Raw genomic sequence first — 23,646 nt, forward strand, 5'->3', positions numbered from 1 at the left:
GCAAAGTAGTCGCCATGACTTTGATATCAATCTTATTTGCATTAATAGCTGAACGCTTAGGCGCTCGCTCAGCGCGTTGGCAAATAGCGACCTATGCGCACTGGTATGAGCGCAAAAGTGCGCCCCTGTTGTCGCGCTTGCAACAGCTGCATAACGGCATTGGGTTGTTGCTGTGGTTACTAGTGCCAACCTTAGTTATTGCTGTCTTTGTGCACGCGAGTGATTTTATTCTGTGGCAATTAGCGGTCAATACGCTGGTCATACTCATCTGCTTTGGCTGCGCGCACATGCGCGCGAATTATAAGGGCTACCTCAATGCCCTGACCCGAGACGACGGTGAAGCGGCCACTTTGTATGCGTTGCAAATGGGACAAAAACGCACTGAAAATGAAAGCGGTGGTGAAACCTTTGCGCAAACTTTAGCGTGGGTCAATTTTCGTTTTTATTGTGCGGTGATCTTTTGGTTTGTTGTACTGGGCGCACCTGGGGCCGTTTTTTATGCCTTGGTACGGACTTGCGTAGATGACAGTGAGCAGACATCCCATCCTCTATCAAAACAGCATACATTGTTAGCTCGTGTCGGTCATTGGCTTGAATGGCCTGCTGCACGAATTGCCAGTCTGGGCTACTTGGTGATTGGTAACTTTAGCAAAGGCACGCAATGTTGGTTGCGCCATGTGCTCGATTTTAGAGTCAGCAATCGTCAGGTTATTACTGAAACAGCCTTGGCTGCTGAACAGATAGAACTGGCTCACTATGGCTGCACCATCGAAGCGCAGTGCATGATCCGCTTAGTAAAACGCAATGTGTTATTTTTCTTGGCACTGATAGCCTTACTTACTTTGTTTGGCGGCCTGTCGTAACACCCTCTATCAGCGTTTTATTTTTGCGCACCCCTTACACTCAGAGCGCGAGTCGATTACAATAGCCGCCATTCTTCTTAGACCTGTGTCTGCTTTGATGGCGGTAGTCTGTAATTATGGCAATAAAGCTTGCGATTAACGGCTTTGGGCGAATAGGGCGTAACATTTTACGCGCTTTGTATGAGAGTGAACGTCGCCACGAGTTCGAGATTGTGGCAATCAATGAATTGGCCAAACCTGAGGGCATAGCCCATCTACTAAAATATGATACTGCCCATGGGCGGTTTTCCTTTCCTGTTGAGCTTCGTGAGCAAGCTTTAGTTGTTGATGGTGATGAAATCGCCTTGTACTGCGAGCAAAACCCAAGCGCTTTGCCTTGGCACCAACATGACGTTGATATCGTTTTGGAGTGTTCTGGGGTTTTCCATTCCCGTGAGGATGCGCAAAAACACCTTCAGGCAGGCGCTAAAAAAGTATTATTTTCTCAACCCGCAGATGCTGATGTTGATGCAACGATTATTTATGGTATCAACGATGATGTGCTTCACAGTGAGCAGCACATTGTTTCCAATGGCTCGTGCACAACAAACTGTATTGTTCCGGTGATTCAAGTATTGGATGATGCTTTTGGCATTGAGTCAGGCGCTATCACCACTATTCATGCGTCTATGCACGACCAACAAGTGATCGATGCGTATCACGATGATTTACGACGTACCCGGGCGGCTAGCCAGTCTATTATTCCAGTGGATACTAAACTAGCGCGGGGCATTGAACGTATTTTGCCCAAGTTTCATGGCCGTTTTGAGGCGATAGCCGTACGTGTTCCAACCATCAATGTGACGGCGATGGATTTGAGCGTCACCGTAAATACTGATGTTTCCCTAGATGATGTTAACCAAGCGATTGCTAAGGCTGTACATGGGCGCTTGGCAGGTATTTTGGATTATACCGAGGAGCCATTGGTATCTGTTGATTTTAACCATGATCCCCATTCTTGTATCATAGACGGTACACAGACACGGGTTAGTCATAAACGGTTGATAAAGTTATTGGTATGGTGTGACAACGAGTGGGGGTTTGCCCATCGTATGTTAGATACCAGTGCAGCCTGGATGCGCCAATAAACGCAAATGAATAAAACGTATAACTAAGGAGAAGAGAATGTCGGTCATTAAGATGGCGGATTTAGATTTAGCCGGGAAGCGGGTGCTGATCCGTGAAGACCTCAATGTGCCAATCAAAGACGGTAAAGTAAGCTCAGATGCTCGTTTGCGTGCGGCGCTACCAAGCATCAAGCTCGCCCTTGAAAAAGGCGCTAAAGTGATGATTATGTCTCACCTTGGCCGTCCTACCGAGGGAGAATATGACCAGGCTTACTCACTGGCTCCTGTAGTTGACTATCTTAACGACGCCTTGTTACAAAATGTCCGTCTTGCCAAAGATTACCTTGATGGCGTAGAGATTGGCGACAATGAAGTGGTTGTATTTGAAAATGTGCGCTTCAATCAAGGCGAAAAAGCCAATGATGAGACCCTCGCAAAACAACTTGCGGCGCTGTGTGACGTATATGTGATGGATGCCTTTGGTACTGCACACCGAGCACAAGCTTCAACCCACGGTGTAGGTCTTCACGCCCCAATCGCCTGTGCTGGCCCCTTGCTTGCGGCTGAACTGGAGGCACTCGGTAAAGCACTAGATAACCCGAAGCGTCCGCTAGTTGCGATTGTGGGTGGCTCGAAGGTATCGACCAAGTTAACCGTGTTAGACTCACTGTCAAACGTCGTTGACCAATTAGTGACAGGGGGTGGTATTGCCAATACCTTTATTGCTGCAGCTGGTCACCCGGTAGGTAAGTCTTTGTACGAGCAAGACCTTATTAGCGAGGCTCAGAAACTAACAGAGACCGCTCGCAGTAATGGCGGTGATATTCCGGTGCCAGTGGATGTGGTTGTCGGCAATGAATTTTCAGAGTCCGCGGTCGCGCAACTCAAAGAGGTTGCCGATGTCACCGAAGAAGACATGATTTTCGACATAGGCCCCGATACCGCTAAACAGCTTGGCGATATTATTGCGCAAGCGGGCACGATTGTATGGAATGGTCCAGTGGGCGTGTTTGAATTTGATCAGTTTGGTAATGGCACTCAAAGCATTGCCAAAGCCATAGCCGAATCATCAGCGTTTTCTATTGCTGGCGGCGGTGACACCTTGGCGGCCATCGATAAATACAATGTCGCGGATAAAATTTCTTATATATCCACAGGTGGTGGAGCCTTCTTGGAGTTCCTTGAAGGGAAAAAACTACCCGCAGTTGCTATGCTTGAAGAGCGAGCAAAATAACGAATAATCACCAGGCCGGCCTCTCTCACTTTGCCGGCCTTGTGTTTTGGGCATTAAGCCCTTGCTTGGGGAAACCAAGCTTCATCCCGTTCAAAAACCAGATAGTCTCGGTGCTATCAAAAATTGGAGATAAGCGAAATGGCTTTGATCAGTATGCGTCAACTACTCGACCATGCAGCAGAAAATGGTTATGGCGTGCCAGCCTTTAACGTTAATAACCAAGAGCAAATGCGTGCCATCATGGAAGCGGCTGATAAAACAAACAGCCCAGTGATTGTGCAAGGCTCAGCTGGTGCACGTAAATATGCAGGTGCCCCATTCATTCGCCATATGATCCTTGCTGCGGTAGAGGAGTGGCCTCATATCCCAGTGGTTATGCACCAAGATCATGGTACGTCTCCTGGCGTTTGCCAGCGCTCTATCCAGCTTGGCTTTTCATCGGTCATGATGGATGGCTCATTACTTGAAGATGGTAAAACGCCTTCATCTTATGAGTACAATGTTGATGTAACCCGTCGTACCGTAGAAATGGCTCATGCTGGTGGTGTATCGGTAGAAGGTGAGCTGGGCGTACTTGGCTCTCTAGAGACCGGTGAAGCAGGTGAGGAAGACGGTATCGGCGCCGAAGGCAAGCTGACACAAGATCAACTGCTTACTGACCCAGAAGAAGCAGCGGATTTCGTTGCTAAAACCAATGTCGATGCGTTGGCTATTGCTTGTGGCACGTCACATGGAGCTTATAAGTTCACCCGCCCACCAACAGGGGACATTCTAGCTATCGATCGTATCAAGGAAATTCACGCCCGTATCCCTAACACTCACTTGGTTATGCACGGCTCATCATCCGTCCCACAAGAGTGGTTAGCGATTATCAATGAGTACGGTGGTGAGATCCCAGAGACCTATGGTGTGCCTGTTGATCAGATTGTTGAAGGTATCAAGCATGGTGTACGTAAGGTGAATATCGATACCGACCTACGTTTAGCTGCAACAGGGGCTATTCGTCGCCACCTCGCGCACAACACCGCGAATTTTGATCCGCGTAAATACCTAGCGGAGGCAACGAAAGCGATGACGGAAATTTGTGTTGATCGCTATCAAGCTTTTGGCACAGCAGGCCAGGCCGACAAGATTAAGCCTATCTCGTTAGATGATATGCACCTTCGTTACTTAAACGGCGAACTAGATGCAAAAATAAAATAGTCACGTTCACGACTTGAATGAGCCTCGCATAAGCGGGGCTTTTTTATGGATCACTATTTTACTGAGTGGATCATAGCGGGATCAGATTTTTATCAACTGCACTGATTATGGGATCACGTTCTTACGCGCTGCTCAGGCAATGAAACTATATGTGATTGATATTTGAACAAGGTTTGAGCGAGATTTATACACATAAAGAACATCACTTGGTAAGAGTGTGATCTCAGGGCAGATCAATGGGTAAAACTCTGATCCACTGATAGCCAACTTGGTATAAATCTGATCTTGTAACGGCTCAGTTGGTAAGACTATGATCCTTGCTTTTACAGCCCCTAACGTCTTGATCCCAAGTTTAATTTTGCAGCATTTCCATTGAAGGTGTACGCTTTCATAAAATTGTCACAAAAAGTCATAATAATGACATCAGTAAATTCAGTTCAATAAAGCGAAAGAGATAAACGGAATGTCACGTAAAGTTCTTGTGGTCGATGATGAAGCGCCCATCCGCGAAATGCTGGTGTTTGTTTTAGAACAGAATGGTTTTCAAGCCATTGAAGCTGAGGATTACGACTCTGCCATAGCAGCCATGGTAGAGCCCTACCCAGATATGGTATTACTGGATTGGATGTTGCCCGGAGGCAGCGGTATTCAGATTGCGAAGAAATTTAAACAAAACGATCATACCCGCGCAATTCCCATTATTATGCTCACCGCCCGAGGTGAAGAAGAAGACAAAGTGAAAGGCCTGGAAGTGGGGGCCGACGATTATGTGACTAAGCCATTCTCTCCGAAAGAATTAATGGCACGCATTAAAGCCGTTATTCGCCGTGTGGCGCCGACATCACTTGAAGAGGCTATCGAAGTACACGGCTTGCGTTTAGATCCTATTTCTCATCGTGTGACATCCGATGGCAGCGAGTTGGATATGGGGCCTACCGAATTTCGTTTGCTACACTTTTTTATGACCCACCCTGAGCGAGTATATAGTCGTGAGCAGCTACTGGATCATGTATGGGGAACCAATGTTTACGTTGAGGATCGCACCGTTGATGTGCATATTCGTCGCCTGCGTAAAGCAATTGCTCCCATGGGACATGATCGCTTAGTACAAACTGTGCGTGGTGCTGGTTATCGTTTTTCTAGCAAGGTATAACTATCTTTATTGCTCATTGCATCGGCATCAGGCCGATGACACATTGTTTTAAGTAGAGCGAGTCTATGTACCGAGTGGTTAATAAACGCACACTTACCAAGCGTTTAGTTATCTTTTTCCTGCCTTTATTGTTGATAGGCGTGCTAGTAGGCGCGCCTTTTTTGCTTCTATTTTTGGGCGCTATCACATTGTTACTGTGGCATTATCGCCAGCTTTACCGCCTTAGTGATTGGCTTATTAACCAACGTAGCTTTAATCCACCGGAGGGAGAAGGGGCTTGGGAGCAGGTTTTCGAGGGAATTTACCAGCTCCAACAACGCAACCGTAAAAAGCGCAATGAGCTGGCTGACTTGATCCGTCGTTTCCGCGAGGGGGCCGAAGCCGTACCTGATGCTGTGATTGTGCTGCAACAGGACTTCAGCATCGTCTGGTGTAACCAATTAGCGCTGCGGTTATTGGGCTTGCAGTGGCCTACTGATCATGGTCAGCGTATAGATAACCTTATTCGACACCCCAAATTTAGCCGCTATATGCAGCAGCATCAATTCAACGATGCCCTTGAGCTTGATTTAACCCACACCGGTGAACAAGTGTTGGAATTTCGCGTGATGCCCTATGCACAATCACAGATCATGATGGTGGTCCGTGATATTACTCGCCTTAAGCAATTGGAGCAGATGCGTAAAGACTTTGTTGCCAACGTATCACATGAGCTGCGTACACCTTTAACTGTGGTTACCGGCTACTTAGAGATGCTTGATGGCGACAACTTACCACCGCCAGCGATGTGGGATAAGGCCCATGGCACGATGATTGAGCAATGTCAGCGAATGGACAGCTTGGTCAATCAGTTGTTGTCGCTGTCGCGAATTGAAGGAGCACGTAAACACGACAATGATAAACCAGTCAATGTGCCGAAAATGTTGGAAGTTATCGAAACAGAAGCGACATCGTTGAATCAAGATAAAGGCCACCGCCTGTATTTTGATGTCGATACCAGCTTAGATATCGTTGGCGCTGCCGATGAGTTACGCAGCGCGTTTTCAAACCTGGTATTTAATGCTGTGCACTACACCCCAGATGAGGGAGAAATTACGGTGCGTTGGTATCGCCAAGACGGTCAAGCGGTCTTTAGCGTGACCGATAATGGTGAGGGCATCGCGCCTGAACATATCAACCGTTTAACCGAGCGCTTTTATCGAGTGGATAAAGCGCGAAGTCGGAAAACGGGGGGCTCGGGCCTCGGTCTAGCTATTACTAAACACGTGTTGTCGCGCCACGACTCACACCTGCATATTGACAGTGTCGTCGGTAAAGGCTCGTGTTTTTGGTTCGCCTTTGAACCAAGTTGGTTAGTATCAGCACTAGAACACGTACAAAATTAGCAAAGTCATAAAACTGTAATACTCAAGTAATTTAACTGTCATCTTGTCACTGCACAATGACAGCAGTTGAAACACGGGAAGAACAAATTGGAGAACCCAATGAAATTTAAGAACTTAGTTGCTGCAATGGGGGTTGCTGTAAGTGCCCTGACAGCAGGTCAGGCAGTTGCTCTAGATAAAGCAATTCCAGAGTACGAAAAAACGAGCGGCATCTCTGGTAACTTTTCATCGGTTGGTTCCGATACGCTAGCAAACATGATGACCTTCTGGGCTGAAGAATATAAGCGTATTTATCCTAACGTCAATATTCAAATCCAAGCTGCAGGTTCATCAACGGCACCACCGGCGCTCACTGAAGGAACGGCAAACTTCGGCCCGATGAGCCGTAAAATGAAGTCAAAGGAAATCGAAGCGTTTGAAAAGCGCCATGGTTATAAGCCGACAGAAATTCGCGTAGCAATTGATGCCTTGGCGGTATTCGTGCATAAAGACAACCCCATTGAGGGCTTGCGCATTGACCAAGTTGACGCCATTTTCTCTTCAACGCGTAAATGTGGCGCCAGCGAACAGATTAACCGTTGGGGCGATGTTGGCCTAACGGGTGATTGGGCGGCAAAAGATATTCAATTATATGGTCGTAACTCAGTATCTGGTACTTATGGTTACTTCAAGAAGAAAGCCCTATGTAAAGGTGACTTCCGTAATAATGTAAACGAGCAGCCTGGCTCTGCATCGGTAGTACAGTCAATCTCTTCTTCTGTGAATGCGATTGGTTACTCAGGCATCGGTTACAAGACCTCAGGTGTACGTACGGTGCCACTGGCGAAAAAAGGCGATAAGTTTGTTGATGCAACACTTGATAACGTTGCAACGGGCAAATATCCACTATCACGTTTCCTTTACGTTTACGTGAATAAGCACCCTAACAAGCCACTATCTCCTATCGATGCTGAGTTTGTAAAAATGGTGCTATCACAAACAGGTCAAAAAATTGTTGAGAAAGATGGTTATGTGCCACTTTCAAGCAAGATGGTTGAGCGTGAACTTAAGCGTTTAGGCTTACAGTAACATTGTATCTTTGAATCTTGTTGATTAGTTTAAAGCCCCTCTATGAGGGGCTTTTTTGTGCTCGCTATCCGGGCGTCATGAAGTCAGTATTACCAACAACTTTGTTGAATAAGCTCTTTGATAATACGTTGTGATGGAGCAATACGGTCCATGGCCAAGAATTCATCGGGCTGATGTGCTTGGTTGATGGAACCTGGGCCCATGACTATGGTTTCACAGCCCAATTGCTGAATAAAGGGGGCTTCAGTGCAGTAGTTCACCGCTATTGCTGGCTGTTGCGAAATCTTTTGCGCCAGCTGCACTAGCGCGCTATCAGTGGTCCCTGCAAAGGCTGGGATCGGGTCATGCATATCAATGACTTCAACGCAGCCTGGGTAGCGAGCAGTGATGTCCTGAGTTGCCGCTAATAACATGGCTTGCAGCTCGACGATACTCAGTCCAGGTAACGGGCGCATATCTAACTGTAATTCACAACATCCGCAAATGCGGTTAGCGTTATCACCGCCATGTATGTGACCAAGGTTCAATGTCGGGTAGGGAATGGCAAAATGTTCAATTGAATATTTATTCTTAAGATCCTCTTTTAGAACCAATAATTTTTGAATCACCAAGTGCATCACTTCAATGGCATTGATGCCGCGCTCAGGATCAGAGCTGTGCCCGCTTTTGCCAATGATACGAACCGCCGATGTCATATGCCCTTTGTGAGTAAATACAGGGGTCATATCGGTGGGTTCGCCAATAACGCAGCGAGCCGGTTTTAAGTCTGGATACTTTGCCACTTCTTGGGCACCAGCCATGGTGGTTTCTTCATCGGCGGTGGCGAGAATAATCAACGGTTGTTGTTGCTTACTTGCGTCCAACTCAGCGATGGCATTGAGCACAAAAGCAAAGAACCCTTTCATATCGATGCTGCCAAGGCCAAAGAGCTTATTATCTCGCTCGCTCAAAGTGAAGGGGTCCATACTCCAACGGCCTTGATCAAAAGGAACGGTGTCGGTATGCCCTGCTAACATCAATCCGCCACTGCCATGGCCACGCTTCGCTATCAAATTAAACTTATCGGCATCAGTACTGAGTGGTTTTATTTCACACGCAAAGCCCAGCTCCTCGCACCAAGATGCCAAGTGTTCAATAACGGCGCGGTTGCTTTGGCTTAATTTCGGATCCAGTGAACTGATCGATGGGGTAGCGATCAACTCCCGGTAAAGGTGCAAAAAGTCGGGAAGAGCCATACATTTCCAAATAATTATTCGCGATTGTTGCATATTAATATAAATGCCTTTATAGTGAATATCAATTCACTTTTTAAGCATAAGTATTGGTTTGGTTATGATGGTTCATCACCCCCTTTGTACAGCGCGACGACGATAAGCCGCTCACCTAGAAAATCCTAGTGTGAGAGTGTGTCGCGTTGGGCATCTCGCCCTTGATTAAACCAAAAAAGAGCATCTTCATGAACATCGTAATTATTGGCGCAAGTGGTTACAGCGGCGCTGAGTTGGCGCAATTAGTTGCCAAGCATCCTCATTTTGTCTTGCAGGGCTGCTATGTCTCAGCCGGGAGTCATGATCGCGATAAAAAACTCAGCGATCTTTATCCTCAGCACCGTGGGTTATTAGACATGCCACTACAGGGTCTAACAGCCGACGCTATAGCTGATATTGGTCAGCATGCGCACGCCGTATGCCTGTGTACCGAGCACAAAGTAAGTGTTGAATTAGCGCCGCAATTTCTCGAGCAGGGTATTAAAGTTTTTGACCTTTCTGGCGGGTTTCGTCTTGCCGATGCCGAACTTTATACCCAGTACTATGGCTTTGATCATCCCCATCCTGAACTATTGCGCCAAGCAGTGTATGGGCTAGCTGAGTGGCAAAGCAGCGCCATCATGGATGCACAACTGGTTGCTGTGGCGGGCTGTTACCCAACAGCCAGCCTAAACGCGCTTAAACCACTTCAACAAGCAGGGTTATTAGCGCCGCAGCAAAAAGTGATCATTAATGCTGTATCCGGGGTGACTGGGGCAGGGCGCAAAGCCAATATGAACACGCACTTTTGCGAAGTATCACTGGCTCCTTATGGCGTGTTTAATCACCGCCATACTCCGGAGATTGAACAAGCATTAGGGCATCCAGTGCTATTTACCCCGCATTTAGGGAACTTTAATCGCGGTATCTTGGAAACCATATACGCGCAAGTAAATGCAGGAACTACGCTTACCGACATCACCGATGCTTATCAATGCCTTGCCGATGAGCCTTTGATTCGGCTGCTCGGTGCTGGTGGTTTGGCATCAATTAAAGGCGTCGCGCAAACCCCTTATGTTGATATTGGTTGGCACTTGCAACAGCAGCAACTGATTATCAGTGTTGCCATCGATAACTTACTAAAAGGCGCATCAGGTCAAGCGCTGCAATGTATGAACATTAACGCTGGATTAGACCCAACGACTGGTTTGGTATAAAGAGGAAAATGATGACGAGTAGCAACACCACTTGGGTAATTAAATTGGGCGGCGCCCTGTTAAACAGCCCACAGTCAGTGCAAGCATTGTTCGCAACCTTGGCGACCATGACCGACACCCGCTTTGTCGTGGTTCACGGCGGTGGCTCACTGGTTGACCGCTGGCTGCACGATGCGGGGTTCGCCACGGCGAAGCACCAAGGTCTCCGCATTAGTCCTGCCGAGCAAATGCCCTATATCGTTGGTGCCCTAGCTGGGTGTGCCAATAAACAATTGATGGGAGCAGCCATAGCCAATGGCCTCGAGCCTGCAGGGCTGAGTTTATACGAAGCCGGGGTCAATGCGCAGCAAAAACTCAAGGCACTGGGTCGGGTGGGTGAGTGTAGTCAAGGTGCTCGCTCGGCTATTCCAGCCTTGCTAGAGGTAGGAAAGCTGCCTGTTGTGAGCTCAGTTGGTTTTGATGAGCAAGGACAATGGTTCAACGTTAACGCTGATGAGGCCGCAGCGGCGATTGCCAAACAACTCGATGGTGAATTGATTTTTATGACCGACGTTGAGGCCGTACTGGATAAATCCGCTCAGCCGTTACACCAATTAAGTGCTGAGCAAATAGATGAATTGATAGCCCAAGGAGTTATCTCGGGTGGGATGGAGGTCAAAGTAAAGACCAGCCTTCTTGCTGCCCAGCATTTACGACGGGGTGTTTACATTTCGAGCTGGCAAAAGCCAGAGAACTTAGTTGCATTGCTCAATGGTGAGCATGTTGGCACGCAAATTACAATGTAAGCATAGACCATGAAACATGATTTTATTACCGGCCTCGAGCTGGACGACAAAGCCGTACTCGCGCTACTCGCCCTAGCGCAAAAAATGAAAGCGCAAACCAATGATTATGCCCAAGCCTTAGCGGGCAAATCGGTGGTTACCTTATTTGAAAAGCAAAGCCTCAGAACTCGCCTAAGCTTCGATATAGGCATCAATAAACTCGGTGGCCATGCGGTCTACTTAGATCAGCAAAATGGCGCCATGGGCAACCGCGAGTCGGTAAAGGACTTTGCTTTGAATATCAGCACCTGGGCCGATGCCATCGTGGCGCGGGTTAATCACCATAACACAGTGCAAGAGCTGGCACAGTTCTCATCTAAACCGGTGGTGAATTCTTTGTGTGACCTATACCACCCCTGCCAAGCACTGGCGGACTTTTTAACCTTGCAAGAGGTGCACGGTGAGGTTAGCGAGCTCAAGCTGGCTTATCTCGGCGAGGGTAATAACGTCACCCACTCATTAATGTTGTTGGCCGCCACCCTAGGGACTGACTTCGTGGCTGTATGCCCTAAAGGCAGCGGTCCAGATGCACAAATTGTTAAGCAAGCAGAACAAATTGCCGCGAGCAAAGGCGCGTCAGTATTAGTGAGTGATAGAGTCGAGGCCGCTGTGGGGGCGAATGCGCTTTATGCCGATACCTGGGTGTCGATGGGGGATGACACCCCGCTCCAGCAGGTTAAAGATAAATATCTGCCTTATCAGCTCAATAAACAGCTGGTGGATATGACCGGCGCGCAAACTATTTTGCACTGTCAGCCAGCGCATCGTGAGTTTGAAATCACCTCTGAAGTGATGGACTCACCGCAAGCCAAAATTATTCAGCAGGCACAAAATCGTATGTATGCGCAAAATGCCTTGCTGTTAACCCTTTTGAACCCAAATTTTTGCTAAGGATCCGAAATGAGCGCAATTAAAAAAGTCGTACTGGCCTATTCCGGCGGACTAGATACATCAGCCATCGTGCCATGGCTAAAAGAAAACTATGACTGTGAAGTGGTTGCCTTTGTCGCCGATGTGGGCCAAGGTGCCGAAGAGCTCGAAGGGGTTGAGGAAAAAGCCATCGCCTCAGGGGCATCCGAATGTTACGTGGTGGATTTAAAAGAGCAGATGGTGGCTGAATATATTTACCCGACGCTCAAAACCGGCTGTGTATATGAGGGCACCTATCTGCTAGGAACGTCAATGGCACGTCCTATTATTGCCAAAGCACAGGTTGAGATAGCCCGCAAAGTGGGTGCCGATGCCCTTTCTCATGGTTGTACTGGCAAAGGTAATGACCAAGTACGCTTCGAGTCCTGTTTTGCGGCGTTGGCACCGGATTTAAAAGTGATTGCGCCGTGGCGAGAGTGGCATCTATCAAGCCGGGAGTCGTTACTGGATTACTTAGCGCAGCGAGATATTCCCTGCGCTGCATCGGCAACGAAAATTTATAGTCGTGATGCCAATGCATGGCACATCTCCCATGAGGGGGGAGAGCTTGAAGATCCTTGGTGTCAGCCTAGCGAGCAAGTATGGACCATGACGCAATCACCTGAGCAAGCGCCAAATGAAGCCGAGTTAGTGGCGCTAACCATTCAACGCGGTGAGGTGGTTGCCGTAAATGGAGAAGCGCTGAGCCCTTATCAATGCTTAGTGAAGCTCAATGACATTGCTGCTGTGCACGGGGTTGGCCGTGTCGATATTGTTGAGAACCGCTTGGTGGGTATGAAGTCTCGCGGCTGTTATGAAACACCTGGCGGCACGGTGATGATGGCCGCTTTGCAGGCTATTGACGAACTTGTGCTGGATAAAGCGAGCCGTAAATGGAAAGACACTTTTGCCCTAGAGTTTGCGCACTTGGTCTATGACGGCCGTTGGTTTACGCCTTTAAAAGATTCGATTCTGGGGGCGGCCAATGCGTTTGCCGAGCATGCTAATGGTGAAGTGGTGGTGAAACTATACAAAGGTCAGGCAATCGCCGTGCAAAAGCAGTCAGAAAACAGTTTATATAGCGAAGACTTTGCCACTTTTGGCGAGGACGATGTGTATGACCAGTCTCATGCCGAGGGCTTTATACGGCTATTTTCACTTTCAAGCAGAATTGCAGCACTGAAGAAGTAACGAGGAGAGCAACAATGGCATTATGGGGCGGGCGCTTTTCATCTGGACCGGATGAAGCATTTAAACAGTTTAATGATTCATTACCATTTGACTATGTCATGGCGGAGCAAGACATTATTGGTTCAGTGGCGTGGGCCGGCGCGCTAAATCGTGTGGCGGTACTCAACGATGATGAACACCGACGTTTAGTTGCGGCGCTGTATGAGTTGTTGGAGCAAGTGCAAGCGCAGCCCGAAAGTGTGGCTATCAGCGGTGAAGAGGATATTCACTCTTTTGTTGAAGCTGCGCTGATTGACAAAGTGGGTGACCTCGCGAAGAAGCTACACACTGGCCGCAGCCGTAATGACCAAGTCGCTACCGACTTTCGTTTGTGGTGCAAAAAAACGGCGGCGACAGTCAGTGAAGCCATCAGTGAGACCAAGAATGCACTGATTGCCTTAGCCGAGCGAGAGCTAGGCACGGTACTACCTGGCTACACTCATTTGCAGCGCGCTCAGCCGGTACTTTTTAGCCACTGGTGCATGGCCTATGTGGAAATGCTAGAGCGCGATAGTAGTCGCCTTAATGATGCGGTTCAGCGTATGGACCAATGTCCACTTGGAAGTGGTGCGCTGGCGGGCACTGCATATGCCATTGACCGCGAGCATTTGGCGCAAGATCTTGGTTTTGCAGCGCCGACTCGTAATAGCTTGGATGCGGTTTCTGATAGAGACTTTGTGGTCGAGCTGCTGAGCGCGGCATCCATTTCAATGTTGCACTTGTCACGTTTTGCTGAAGATTTAATTTTCTACAATTCTGGCGAAGCCGGTTTTATTGAGTTGGCCGATAACGTTACCTCCGGCTCATCGTTGATGCCGCAGAAGAAAAACCCCGATGCTTTAGAGTTGATTCGCGGCAAAACAGGGCGTGTTTTTGGTGCTATGAGTGCGATGATGATGACGTTAAAGTCACTGCCTTTAGCCTACAACAAAGACATGCAAGAAGATAAAGAAGGACTTTTCGATGCGCTACCGACTTGGCTGGCATGTCTACATATGGCGCAATCATGCGTAAACGGCATTAAGGTCAATAGTGATAAGACCAAAGCCGCCGCCCAAGGTGGGCATGCGAATGCCACCGAGCTTGCTGATTATTTGGTGGCAAAAGGGATCCCATTTCGTGAAGGGCATCATATTGTTGGGCAACTGGTGCAGCTGGCAATTTCAGAAGGAAAAAGCCTTGAGCAGTTGAGTTTGTCCGAATTTCAATCGGTGTGCGATGTTATTGCTGAAGATGTTTATCCTATGTTGGCACTCGATGCCTGTTTGGCGGCACGTAAGGCTCTAGGTGGAACATCGCCAAAGCAAGTGGAATTCGCCATTAAGCAAGCTAAACAGCAAAGTACAATTAAAGTACGTGATGCCAATCTGCATGATGTTGAAGCTATCAGTGAGCTGGTGCAATATTGGGCCAAGGTAGGAGAGAACTTACCTCGTGCTAAAAGCGATATGGTGCATTCCATTAATGAGTTTGCCGTAACCGAAGTGAATGGCCAGGTAACAGGTTGTGCGTCGTTGTATATTTATGATACCGGCTTAGCGGAGATACGCTCATTAGGGGTTAACCCCGATACCGGAGTAAAAGGGCAGGGGCGTTTATTGGTCCATCACCTGTTAGTGAAAGCCAAAAAATTGGCGCTTAAAAGAGTGATTGTACTTACGCGTGTACCGGATTTCTTTGCTAAACTTGGGTTTGCGGACAGCAGCAAAGAGAGCCTTCCTGAAAAGGTGATGAAAGACTGTGAGCTATGTCTGCGTAAAGATAACTGTGACGAAGTTGCTATGGATTTCTACCTACATCAGCAACATTCTGTGGGTGATATACCATGTAAAAACGTTGCTTAGTTGGGGCTTCTGAGCGTGTCAAAAAATATTGGCACGCGTGGTGCATAAGCTTAAAGTGAGTTGCTAAGAAATTGCCTTTGAAGTGTGACGTGTGTACCCAAAGCATGTTAAGTTAGGTTTGCTTAGCAAATAATTAACAAAATTTTAAAGGAGTTAATATCATGCAAGTTAATGCTAATGCTCAACTACAAACACAGGCTTACACTAAGTTACAACAACAAACGCAACAGCCTACCGCACAAACTACTAGCACCCAGACGTTACAATCTGATACAGTAAGTTTATCAAGTGATGCTGTCGCTGCTAGCCAAGCTGAAATCCAGCGCGGCGGTGGAACCGTAATCACAGATCGTAAAAAGGAAAACTAGGACTTTAACGAGATGGCGGATGTATTTTGAAAAAAGTCTAGGCATATTTATGGGAGCCTTTGTGGTTTGGGGCTTCCTAATGGCTTTATTCTTTAATTTGATGCTCAAAGCATACAAGGCAAAAAATGACCCCAAACTTTTGTGGTGCAGCTTTGTCATGGCCATTTCTTATGTAACTAGCGACCACTTTTTCGACTTTTTCTCCACAATTGAAACCTACTTTACTTGGTTTGTTTACGACATAGTTACTCTTTTAGCCATTCTGCCAGTGTTTTTGATCAAGAGGACTACAAGCGTCTCACCAGGTGTAATATACGTCACCATTGGGTTAGTTATAAATTCGATTCTGTTTCTGGGGATGCACATAGACCTTGTCTACCTAAATGTAGATAGCCAGCCTTGGTGGTTTTGGAGTTTTTACTCGATAACAGTAAACCTATGCGATTTGGCTATGATAGTTGCTCTTATTGTAGATAAAGATATCTTGGGAATTCTACTGATTAAAAGGACTTTAAAGAAGCAATTGTTTAATTTTCAGCCTTCAAGCTGGTTTGGCAATAAATGCTGTCATATCGAGGCTTCTTAATATCAAACCTAATTAGTACTTTTATAGAGTGGGGCTTGATGATGGCTTTGCTCTACAACTTAGTGGCTTTCTCTGACAAAGCAATTCGTAAAAACTCACCTATAGCCATTTGCTTAATAGTTAATATTTCATACCTCAGTACTACATTTATGCCAAATGTTAGCAAGGTATATATGTATTACATTCTTGCAGAGCTTATTACTATAGGCTGCATATGGCTAGCCTACAGACTCTTCTTTACAAGCAAGCCCTATGCTTATTACTACGTATTAACAGCCTTATCTATCAATGCTTGCCTGCACTTAACAGTCCATATAGATATTTGGGAACTTGGTAATGTAGAGCCTTGGTGGTTATGGGATTTGTACACTTATGGCGTAAATACCGTTGATATTATAGTCATACTGTCTTTCATCATTTGGCGAGATTTTCTCGGTCTATGTCGAATAGGGCGGTTTTTAAAGGCCTCTCTGGCACCAAAGAAAGTAGGTGATAACGGGTAGCGTTACCACCGGTATATTTAGCCGAGCTTTTCTTTCAGAGCGGCGGCGACTTGCGGCACAACAAACTCAGAAACATCACCACCATGTAAGGCAACCTCTTTTACTAAGGTCGATGAGATAAACGAATTCTCCTCTGCGGGAGTCAAAAATACGCTCTCTAAGTCGGGGTTCAAGCGGCGATTCATGTTAGCCAATTGGAATTCATACTCAAAGTCGGAGACCGCACGAATGCCTCGTACTAATACATTCGCTTTATGATTTTTAGCCAAGTCAGCAAGTAGGCCGCTAAAGCCAATGACTGTGACATTGCCAAGGTCGGCGACAATTTGCTTTGCTAACTCCACTCTTTCTTCAAGGCTAAAGCAAGGCTTTTTATTCGGGTTATGAGCCACCGCAACAATGACGTGATCGAACATTTTAGCGGCGCGCTCAATAAGGTCTAAGTGACCATTCGTAAGGGGGTCAAAAGTCCCTGGGTAGATAGCCGTTACCTGCATATGATTCTCTGTTTTTATGTAATGCAATGGCCGCATTTTAGCAGTCTTTATGTGAGTTGCCAGTGCAAACTCAACTCTCAGTCATGTGATAAATTGTTAACTGTGACTAAGATGTTTATACTGCTCACCTGCAATCAGGGTGGGGAAGTAATAATGAGTACCAAGGACCGCATAATTCAAGCCAGCATTGAGCTTTTCAATAGCCACGGTGAGCGCGCTATCACAACAAATCATATCGCAGCCCATTTGCAAATCAGCCCTGGAAATTTGTATTACCACTTTAAAAATAAAGAAGACATCATTCGCCATATCTTTAAGTTGTACCGCCAGCACTTAGATACTCAGTTCAAGCCGATTAATCATGATGAGCCGGTGATGGCGCAGCTTAGCCATTATTTCGATGCCTTGTTTGAGCTCATGTGGAAATTTCATTTTTTCTACGACAACATGACCGACATTTTGTCTCGCGATGCTGAGCTTAAAGCTGATTATATCGCTTTCCAACAACGCTTGTTTGACCAAGTAACCGATATTGTCTTGGCGCTGGGTGACAACGGTATTCTCAACGTCGATGAAGAGCAAGCGGCAGAGCTAACTCATATGTTAAAGCTGACAGTCAGCTTCTGGACTCCTTACATCAAAGCGCGTCGCCAAAGCGGCGAGCTGAATCGCGGCGATATCTATCAAGGCTTGTTGAAAATAATCACCTTGTTTATGGCTTTTACTACCGCAGCTGGGCGTGAGCCTTTGGGATTGTTAAAGCAACACTATCAGCAGCGCCAAGCGCAACTACAAACGTCACCCTCCACGCATAGTTAAGCTATTATTTCCGAAGGCGAGCGGTTTTTGCTATAATCGCGCGCTTTGGTGAATCTTCCGCCACTTTCTCATTCAGAAGTGTGGCTTTATCTGTGTGCTGTGAGTTAAGTCATGATCAAGTTTATTGTTAAATTGCATCCCGAAATTGCGATAAAAAGTAAGTCCGTTCGTAAACGCTTTACCAAGGTGTTAGAGAACAACATTAAGATCATGATGCGACGCATTGATGAGCAGGTAAAGGTGCGCAACAACTGGGATAACCTTACGGTTGAATCGGCATTAACCGATGACTCAGTGCGCCGCGCAATGGCTGACAGCCTCGGGCGTATTCCTGGTATCGTGCAATTTAATGAAGTAAAAGAAATTGAATTCACCACCATTGATGAAATTTACCAACAGGCACAGCAACTTCTTGGCGATGAAATTGCCGGTAAAACCTTTTGTGTGCGCTGTAAGCGTCAAGGTAAGCATGACTTTTCCTCGAGCGATGTTGAACGCTATGTTGGCGGCGGACTAAACCAGCATGTACCCGGTGCTCGGGTTAAGCTTACGCGGCCTGAGGTAACAGTAAAGATCGAAATTAAAGACCAGCGCGCGTACATTGTCACCCAAGCGCACCGAGGCATGGGTGGATTTCCGTTGCCAACTCAAGAAGATGTGTTATCGCTGATGTCTGGTGGCTTTGATTCCGGGGTGGCCAGCTACCAAATGATCCGCAAAGGGGCGCGTACGCACTTCTTGTTTTTCAATCTTGGCGGCGCGGCCCATGAAATTGGCGTGAAGCAAGCAAGCCATTATCTTTGGTCACAATATAGCTCGACTCACAAGGTTAAGTTTATTACCGTCGACTTTGAGCCGGTGGTTGCTGAGATTCTAGAAAATGTCGAAGACTCGCAAATGGGTGTAGTGCTCAAGCGCATGATGATGCGTGCTGGTAGCATTATCGCTGAAAAACTGGGGATTCCTGCGCTGGTCACTGGCGAAAGTATTGGCCAAGTATCAAGCCAAACTCTGGCAAACTTAAGTGTCATTGACCGAGTGACCGATACGCTGATCATTCGCCCACTTATCCAACATGATAAGCAAGATATTATTGATATTGCTCGCGCCATTGGCACCTCCGAGATGGCCGAAGCCATGCCCGAGTACTGTGGCGTGATATCGCGCAAACCAACGGTGAAAGCCAAGTTAGAGGTAATTGAGCAGCAAGAGCAGCAGTTTGATTTTGAGGTTCTCGAAACTGTGGTTGATAAAGCTCGAGTGATGGATATTCGCGATATTGATACTCAAGCTAAAGAAGAGGTCAAGGAAGCGGAATCGGTATCACAATTGCCAACGGATGCGGTGGTGCTGGATATTCGCTCACCCGAAGAGGAAGATGCTCAGCCGCTAGAGATTGACGGGGTGAAGGTCAAACACTTGCCGTTTTACCGTTTAGCGACTCAGTTTGGCGACTTAGATCAGAGCAAAGAATACTACCTGTATTGTGCTAAAGGGGTGATGAGTCAACTACAGGCTTTGATCCTGCACGAAAACGGCTTTAACAATGTGAAGGTGTATCGCCCGTAATTCGCCGATAATACAGTTCATTGATAGGCGCGCTGAGGCCAAGCTGGCGCGCCGAGCTGGCAATAAAGCCACACATGGCTGCTATTTCTGTCTCCCTTCCCAATAACTTATCCTGCAACATCGAGCAGCGGTTGCCCGCTGTGAGGCGCATTACTCGATAGGCGCTGTCGAGGCTTTGCGGCAGCGATAATTCAACTCCCTGTGCTTTGGCTACGGTAATCGCCTCCTGCAGTAGTGCAAAGACATCACTGGCATAACAAGGGGCGGCCACCTCACCATTGCGCAGCTGATACCAGGTTGCTATGGGGTTTATTGCCAAATTCACCAGTAATTTTTGCCATCGCGCATGGGTAATATCATCACTCCCAGTCAGAGCGGGGATTAATCTCTGCCACTGCTTTAATTGCGCCTTAAAGCTTTGCTGCGCGCAGGCATTGACGGCTCCTATCACGGAGTCACCCTGACTGACATGGACGACATGCTTATCATCGGCTTTATAAGCTGCTTGCTGGGTGAGCATAAAGAATAACCCCTGTTGAGGAGTCAGTTGCTGTGTATGTGGTGCTAGGTCGCTCATACCATTATGGCTAACAACAATATTTGCATTGAGGGCGAGGTAAGGGCGCCACTGTGCCAGTGCTGCTTGCAGCTGATGCGCTTTAACGAATAGCCACAATTCTGTAATTGGCTCGCACGGTTTTAAACAAACCGTGGCTGCCACGGGGCTTTTCTGCTGCCCATGGCAATAATAAAAAGTGCTGGGATGAGAAGGTTTCACCAACAGCTTTAGCGGTCGGTGTTGCCCCATTAAGTGGGCAAATGTGAGGCCGAGTGCCCCCGGCCCGATAAGGTAAGTAGGCGCTAAGCCTTGGCCCGTTTTTTCTGCCATAGGTAGTGAATCACAAAGTAGCTGGCCGCGCCTGCCGCGTCGGCGAGAAAGTCATAAAAAGATGCCTGCCTGTAGGGCAGCATATCCTGCATCCACTCAATTGCTCCGCCGTATAATAACAACAATACCACCTGGACAAAAAAGGGGATCCTAAAGGCTTTATCCATAATAAAGGCAAGCACGAAGAAAATACCAAAGTGAGCGACCTTATCGACGTGAGGGAAAAGCTGCGTAACAGAGCCTTTTACTTCTTGAACAAATAGCAGGGTGCAGACCACCAATGTGATTAGAAACAACCCCTGATAAACTCTGCGCGTCACTTTACTTTACCTTTATTACTGGTGAAATCGCAGGCAGTATAACAAACTGTAAACTGAATTCACTGTGTATCAGTGCACAAAAATACCGATCTCGGGGTATAATCCCCGAAACGACAAGCCAGTTACGGAGAATTTCATGCCTTCATTTGATATCGTTTCTGAAATCGAAATGAGCGAAGCAAAAAATGCGGTTGAAAACGCTAAACGCGAACTCGAAACCCGCTACGATTTTCGCGGCGTAGATGCCAAGATAGAACTAAAAGATGAACTTATCGAACTTACCGCAGAAGCTGAACAACAGGTGATGCAGTTATTTGATATGTTTGCCAGTAAGGCGTCAAAACGCGGCTTAGATGTAAACAGTTTTGAGATTCAAAAAGCTGATTTGCACGGTAAATACGTCACCCGCCAAGTTACGATGAAACAAGGCATTGCTAAAGATATCGCGAAAAAGTTGGTTAAGCTGATTAAAGACAGCAAAATCAAAGTTCAGGCCGCCATCCAAGGTGAAGAGGTACGAGTCACCGGGAAAAAACGCGACGACTTACAACAAGTAATGCAATTAGTACGCGAAGCTGAGTTAGGTCAGCCCTTCCAATTTAAGAACTTCCGCGACTAAATACCTCTCAAGCCAAGTCATTCGCACTTGGCTTTTTTATTGGTGAAGTAAATGCCATAGTCCATCTTTTTATAGATGTTTAGACGTCCATTGACTTTATTGTCATCAGTCCGCAAAATAGCGCCACCTTGTTATGGTGCCCGCAAGCGCAAAACGCAGTTAAGCCACTGGGATAATCGGGAAACAGGTGAAAAGCCTGCACTGCCCCCGCAACGGTGATATGAGTCTTGCTCATTCAGTCCGGAGACCGGCCATAACATCCATTTCATTACATTTTCCTGTGCGGTGGGCGCAGGTATAGGGACTAACATGTATAACAAAACCAAAGTCGCTGTAGGCATAGCGGCACTTTTCTCCGGCGCGGTATGTGCGCAGCAGCAACAGTCTATCGAGCGATTGACTGTCACCGCTAATAAGTTCGAACAACCTATCGAAAATGTGCTCGCCAGTATCGATGTGATCACTCGTGCAGACATCGAGCGCCTTGGCGTACGTGATTTGCCAGCGTTGTTATCTCATTATGCTGGGGTCGATATTGTCCGCAGTGGCGGCCAAGGTCAAAGTACCAGCCTCTTTATTCGTGGGGCGGCTAGCAGCCACTCTTTGGTTATTGTTGATGGCGTTCGTGTTGGTTCAGCCACAACAGGGTATAAGGCGCTCTCTAGTGTGCCACTCAATAGTATTGAACGAGTCGAAGTGATCCGTGGTGCCCGCGCCGCATGGTATGGCTCAGACGCCTTAGCCGGAGTCATCAATATTGTCACCCGAGACGGCGATAGCCAAAGCGTGAGTGTACAAAGTGGCAGTGACAACTACGTGAATGCGCAAGGTGCTTTTGCTTTTCGCCAAGGAGCGTTCAATGCGGCATTCAACCTTGGCTATGAGCACACCGACGGCTTTGACGTCACCACTGGGCAAGACCCAGATGAAGATGGCTATGAAAACCAAAACCTCGGTGCGCGTTTCGGCTATGATCTCGGCGATTATGGCGTGCTAGAGTTGTTAGGGCAGTACAGTGAAGGCTATGTCGAATACGACACTAGCTTTGGTGATGATTACACCGACTTTGAAAAATACCATGTGCAACTGGGTTGGCGTAAAAACCATGGTGCCTTTGCTCACAAGCTACAAACCAGTCTTGCTCAAGATGATGAGATTAATACTCAGCAACATGGCGCGCCAGGTTATCGTGGCAATGAGTACAGCACTGCACGAGATGAGCTAAGCTATCAGCTTAATTATGTCTTTAGTCCAGCTATCACTGTCAGTGGTGGCGCCGATTACTACTATGAAGACATTAGCGATTCCTACAGCAGCTCGGCGACACCAGAGCAGCCTGCGTCCGGTTTTACCGTGCAGGCGCGTAATAATAAAGGTGTGTATGTGGGAGGCTATTATGATGGCCAGGCATTTAATACTAATGCCGTTGTGCGTCATGATGATCATTCACAATTTGGCGGCCACTTCACCTACAACCTAGCGGCGGGTGTGCCGCTAAGTGACATTGCGACGTTTCGCGCCAGCTACGGCACGGCGTTTAAGGCACCCTCGTTTAATGACGCCAGCTCCATCTGGGGCAGCAACGATGCTTTGCAACCTGAAGAGTCAAACAATGCCGAGCTCGGTCTGCGCCTTGATTTGCAATCTGGGCAATACGATATCGCCTTGTATCAAAACCAATTCGATAACCTCATCGCATGGGGCAACAACGGCCCGGAAAATATCGCTAAAGCGAGTTTTGAAGGAGTTGAGTTGAGTGCACAAGTGCAAGATATGTTTGGTATCGATCACCAGCTTAACTTTAGTTATGTTGACGCCGAAGACGACAATACCGGGCAAGCATTGGTGCTTAGAGCCAAAAAAACCTTCAATTGGTCCGTAGGTAAGCAGTTCGACAAATGGTATGTCGGTGCACAACTGCAGTACCGCTCCGATAGGTTAAGTTACTATCGTACTGACTTGCCAAGCTATACTTTGGTGAACCTCAATGCTCGCTATCAATTGTTACGCGACCTCACGTTCACCTTCGGTGTTGATAATCTCACTGACAAAGAATATATCACCAACGTGGCGGCCACGGATTGGAGCACGGGTGAGGTCACCTCTGCGTATCGCGGCGCTGAGCGTAAGGTATACGCTGGATTACAATTCGATTTATAACAGCGTAACAAAAAGCCTCCACTTGGGAGGCTT

At 47.3% G+C, this 23,646-nt stretch carries 22 protein-coding genes and 1 riboswitch; of the genes, 18 read left to right on the forward strand and 4 right to left on the reverse strand.

Features of this window, described 5'->3' with window-relative positions; translation table 11 throughout:
* Positions 1 to 14 precede the first annotated feature (14 nt).
* The 7 genes from ampE (at position 15) to MHM89_RS12100 (ending at position 8,012) form a co-directional block, all read left to right on the forward strand.
* Positions 15 to 863, forward strand: coding sequence for a beta-lactamase regulator AmpE (ampE, locus tag MHM89_RS12070; RefSeq protein WP_138587715.1), 849 nt, complete (start codon positions 15 to 17; stop codon positions 861 to 863).
* Positions 864 to 979: 116 nt separating this feature from the next.
* Positions 980 to 1,990 (forward strand): erythrose-4-phosphate dehydrogenase, encoded by a 1,011-nt coding sequence (gene epd / locus MHM89_RS12075; protein ID WP_022943388.1) that lies wholly within the window; start codon positions 980 to 982, stop codon positions 1,988 to 1,990.
* A 37-nt stretch (positions 1,991 to 2,027) separates the two neighbouring features.
* A complete protein-coding gene (locus tag MHM89_RS12080; protein WP_239408903.1) occupies positions 2,028 to 3,203 on the forward strand; it encodes a phosphoglycerate kinase in 1,176 nt (391 codons plus the stop codon).
* A gap of 138 nt (positions 3,204 to 3,341) precedes the next feature.
* Entirely contained in the window at positions 3,342 to 4,406 is a 1,065-nt protein-coding gene (gene fba / locus MHM89_RS12085; RefSeq protein WP_022943390.1) for a class II fructose-bisphosphate aldolase, read from the forward strand.
* A gap of 463 nt (positions 4,407 to 4,869) precedes the next feature.
* The gene (phoB, locus tag MHM89_RS12090; protein ID WP_022943391.1) at positions 4,870 to 5,559 is read left to right on the forward strand and encodes a phosphate regulon transcriptional regulator PhoB; all 690 of its coding nucleotides are present in this window, start codon (positions 4,870 to 4,872) and stop codon (positions 5,557 to 5,559) included.
* A 65-nt stretch (positions 5,560 to 5,624) separates the two neighbouring features.
* The gene (phoR, locus tag MHM89_RS12095; protein WP_239408904.1) at positions 5,625 to 6,944 is read left to right on the forward strand and encodes a phosphate regulon sensor histidine kinase PhoR; all 1,320 of its coding nucleotides are present in this window, start codon (positions 5,625 to 5,627) and stop codon (positions 6,942 to 6,944) included.
* A gap of 99 nt (positions 6,945 to 7,043) precedes the next feature.
* The gene (locus MHM89_RS12100; protein WP_045979281.1) at positions 7,044 to 8,012 is read left to right on the forward strand and encodes a phosphate ABC transporter substrate-binding protein PstS family protein; all 969 of its coding nucleotides are present in this window, start codon (positions 7,044 to 7,046) and stop codon (positions 8,010 to 8,012) included.
* Positions 8,013 to 8,101: 89 nt separating this feature from the next.
* Here MHM89_RS12100 and argE read toward each other — a convergent pair whose 3' ends face one another.
* Positions 8,102 to 9,247 carry an acetylornithine deacetylase gene (gene argE, locus MHM89_RS12105; protein WP_239408905.1) on the reverse strand — a complete coding sequence of 382 codons (1,146 nt, stop codon included), beginning with the start codon at positions 9,245 to 9,247 and terminating at the stop codon, positions 8,102 to 8,104.
* Positions 9,248 to 9,468: 221 nt separating this feature from the next.
* On the opposite strand from argE, the gene argC reads away from it, so the two are divergent.
* From argC to MHM89_RS12140, 7 genes are all read left to right on the forward strand, one after another.
* Positions 9,469 to 10,476: an N-acetyl-gamma-glutamyl-phosphate reductase gene (gene argC, locus MHM89_RS12110; RefSeq protein WP_239408906.1), complete on the forward strand. Its 1,008-nt coding sequence runs from the start codon at positions 9,469 to 9,471 to the stop codon at positions 10,474 to 10,476.
* 11 nt (positions 10,477 to 10,487) lie between these two features.
* The gene (gene argB, locus MHM89_RS12115; RefSeq protein WP_022943396.1) at positions 10,488 to 11,261 is read left to right on the forward strand and encodes an acetylglutamate kinase; all 774 of its coding nucleotides are present in this window, start codon (positions 10,488 to 10,490) and stop codon (positions 11,259 to 11,261) included.
* Between the two features lie 9 nt (positions 11,262 to 11,270).
* Positions 11,271 to 12,191 (forward strand): ornithine carbamoyltransferase, encoded by a 921-nt coding sequence (locus tag MHM89_RS12120; protein WP_239408907.1) that lies wholly within the window; start codon positions 11,271 to 11,273, stop codon positions 12,189 to 12,191.
* Between the two features lie 9 nt (positions 12,192 to 12,200).
* Positions 12,201 to 13,400 (forward strand): argininosuccinate synthase, encoded by a 1,200-nt coding sequence (locus MHM89_RS12125; protein ID WP_239408908.1) that lies wholly within the window; start codon positions 12,201 to 12,203, stop codon positions 13,398 to 13,400.
* Positions 13,401 to 13,414: 14 nt separating this feature from the next.
* The gene (argH, locus tag MHM89_RS12130) at positions 13,415 to 15,283 is read left to right on the forward strand and encodes an argininosuccinate lyase (protein ID WP_138508701.1); all 1,869 of its coding nucleotides are present in this window, start codon (positions 13,415 to 13,417) and stop codon (positions 15,281 to 15,283) included.
* Between the two features lie 161 nt (positions 15,284 to 15,444).
* Entirely contained in the window at positions 15,445 to 15,651 is a 207-nt protein-coding gene (locus tag MHM89_RS12135; protein WP_138508700.1) for a hypothetical protein, read from the forward strand.
* Between the two features lie 19 nt (positions 15,652 to 15,670).
* Positions 15,671 to 16,237: a hypothetical protein gene (locus tag MHM89_RS12140; protein ID WP_138508699.1), complete on the forward strand. Its 567-nt coding sequence runs from the start codon at positions 15,671 to 15,673 to the stop codon at positions 16,235 to 16,237.
* Between the two features lie 520 nt (positions 16,238 to 16,757).
* Here MHM89_RS12140 and coaD read toward each other — a convergent pair.
* The gene (coaD, locus tag MHM89_RS12145) at positions 16,758 to 17,237 is read right to left on the reverse strand and encodes a pantetheine-phosphate adenylyltransferase (RefSeq protein WP_022943403.1); all 480 of its coding nucleotides are present in this window, start codon (positions 17,235 to 17,237) and stop codon (positions 16,758 to 16,760) included.
* Between the two features lie 153 nt (positions 17,238 to 17,390).
* Between coaD and MHM89_RS12150 the strand changes: the two genes are divergently transcribed.
* Together MHM89_RS12150 and thiI are read left to right on the forward strand one after the other, a co-directional pair.
* Positions 17,391 to 18,056 (forward strand): TetR/AcrR family transcriptional regulator, encoded by a 666-nt coding sequence (locus tag MHM89_RS12150; RefSeq protein WP_026110898.1) that lies wholly within the window; start codon positions 17,391 to 17,393, stop codon positions 18,054 to 18,056.
* Between the two features lie 111 nt (positions 18,057 to 18,167).
* Complete coding sequence (thiI, locus tag MHM89_RS12155; protein WP_239408909.1) at positions 18,168 to 19,625, forward strand: tRNA uracil 4-sulfurtransferase ThiI; 1,458 nt, start codon at positions 18,168 to 18,170, stop codon at positions 19,623 to 19,625.
* Here thiI and MHM89_RS12160 read toward each other — a convergent pair.
* Together MHM89_RS12160 and MHM89_RS12165 are read right to left on the reverse strand one after the other, a co-directional pair.
* Positions 19,597 to 20,514 (reverse strand): ketopantoate reductase C-terminal domain-containing protein, encoded by a 918-nt coding sequence (locus MHM89_RS12160; protein WP_239408910.1) that lies wholly within the window; start codon positions 20,512 to 20,514, stop codon positions 19,597 to 19,599. The two genes, thiI and MHM89_RS12160, sit on opposite strands and share 29 nt — an antisense overlap.
* A complete protein-coding gene (locus MHM89_RS12165; protein WP_151173384.1) occupies positions 20,487 to 20,834 on the reverse strand; it encodes a VanZ family protein in 348 nt (115 codons plus the stop codon). The genes MHM89_RS12160 and MHM89_RS12165 overlap by 28 nt, the downstream gene beginning before the upstream one ends.
* A gap of 136 nt (positions 20,835 to 20,970) precedes the next feature.
* Between MHM89_RS12165 and MHM89_RS12170 the strand changes: the two genes are divergently transcribed.
* Positions 20,971 to 21,453 (forward strand): YajQ family cyclic di-GMP-binding protein, encoded by a 483-nt coding sequence (locus MHM89_RS12170; RefSeq protein WP_022943408.1) that lies wholly within the window; start codon positions 20,971 to 20,973, stop codon positions 21,451 to 21,453.
* A gap of 117 nt (positions 21,454 to 21,570) precedes the next feature.
* Positions 21,571 to 21,724, forward strand: a riboswitch (cobalamin riboswitch).
* 38 nt (positions 21,725 to 21,762) lie between these two features.
* A complete protein-coding gene (locus MHM89_RS12175; RefSeq protein WP_239408911.1) occupies positions 21,763 to 23,613 on the forward strand; it encodes a TonB-dependent receptor in 1,851 nt (616 codons plus the stop codon).
* The last annotated feature ends 33 nt before the right edge of the window (positions 23,614 to 23,646 follow it).

The sequence above is a fragment of the Pseudoalteromonas sp. CNC9-20 genome, from assembly GCF_022347875.1.
Taxonomy (GTDB): domain Bacteria; phylum Pseudomonadota; class Gammaproteobacteria; order Enterobacterales; family Alteromonadaceae; genus Pseudoalteromonas; species Pseudoalteromonas ruthenica.